Source organism: Geminocystis sp. CENA526 (assembly GCF_050753365.1).
Lineage (GTDB): Bacteria > Cyanobacteriota > Cyanobacteriia > Cyanobacteriales > Cyanobacteriaceae > Geminocystis.
This window is the reverse complement of sequence record NZ_JBLZFY010000285.1, coordinates 1-1,316: the sequence shown is the minus strand read 5'-3', so window position 1 is coordinate 1,316 and position 1,316 is coordinate 1. Positions and strand designations below refer to the sequence as shown.

The following is a 1,316-nucleotide window of genomic DNA, read 5'->3' as shown; positions in this document are numbered from 1 at the left end:
AATTTTCTATTATCGTGGTGGTAATTGTGAGCCTATTAAACTACCAAAACTACCCGGATTATGAGTTTGACAAAACACCTTTCCCTTGCCAAAAAAACGACAAACTAAACCTTCCCCACCTAAAAAAGAACCTAGTAAACTACTTCCTGCTTTACCTATTTTAAAGTCCAAAGTTTTCTCAAAAGCTACAATATGCCCTGTGTCAACAATATACTCTCCATCGACATCTATTTCGTAGATACCGCCAAAAGAGCTTAAAATGACAGCACCATAACCTGTTATAGTTAACCAAAAAACAGATTCCCCTGAAAAAAGGGATTTTAAACCCTGAAATCCTACGTCTATATTTACTCCAGAAGCACAGGCTAAATAAGAACCCGATTGCACTACTAACTCATTCCCTGACATTTCATAAACAATCACGTCACCGATGAAACGAGGCGCTAAAAAAATTTCTCCGTCAGGTTGATAGCAACGAAAAACACTCAGAAATAATGATTCTCCTGCCATCATTCTTTTTAACCCCCCTAATACACCTCCTCCTTTTCCTTGTCTGAGGGTAGTGCTAACATTGATAAAATCACTCATAGCAATCATTGTACCTGCTTCAGCGATTAATTCTTCTTGGGCATTCATGGTTACTTTGACGATCGAACTATCTGGTTGTTGTAAAATTTGTATATCCATAAATTATCTTACTTTAGGGCGTAAAAAACCGACTAAACCACTGACACTGCGAGATTGAATTAAAACAGTGCCTTTTCCCTTCAATCTAGTGACAAAACCCTCTCCAGAGGTAATAGAAGATAATAAATTGCTGGATAAAGCTATACTCATTTTAATATTAGAGTCATAACCCACAAGATGACTGGTATCAACGATAAACTCCCCGTTAATTTCTTTACGAGTGATACCGCCGTAGCTACCAAATAAGACTCTGCCTTTACCACTAAACTCAAGTTTAAATAAACCTTCTCCTGCAAACCAACTGGCAAAACCTGCCCATTTAACCCCCATTTTAGCGCCTCCTGCATGGGCAATATACGCACCCGGCTCTAAACAAATCCTTTTACCATCCAATTTGAAGGCAAGTATATCTCCAATGACGGATTGGGTTAAGACGAGATTTAAAGGACGATTAGTTTTATTATGAAAGACATTAACAAATAATGACTCCCCCCCAAAAAATTTACGCATCAAAGCTGGAATTAAACCACCAGAAAATTCCGTTGTCATGGTTATATCAGCATCCATGCTAACCATAGCACCAGCTTCGGCGGTAATCTTTTCTTTTGGTTCTAAAGTTACAAAAATAG

General features: G+C 38.0%; 2 protein-coding genes. Both read right to left on the bottom strand.

Annotated elements, in window-relative coordinates; genetic code table 11:
• Window positions 1-9: 9 nt before the first annotated feature.
• Window positions 10-687: a TIGR00266 family protein gene (locus tag ACN4EE_RS23425; protein WP_431708917.1), complete on the bottom strand. Its 678-nt coding sequence runs from the start codon at window positions 685-687 to the stop codon at window positions 10-12.
• A gap of 3 nt (window positions 688-690) precedes the next feature.
• On the bottom strand, window positions 691-1,314 hold the full coding sequence (locus ACN4EE_RS23420; RefSeq protein ID WP_431708916.1) for a TIGR00266 family protein: 624 nt from the start codon (window positions 1,312-1,314) through the stop codon (window positions 691-693).
• Window positions 1,315-1,316: the final 2 nt, after the last annotated feature.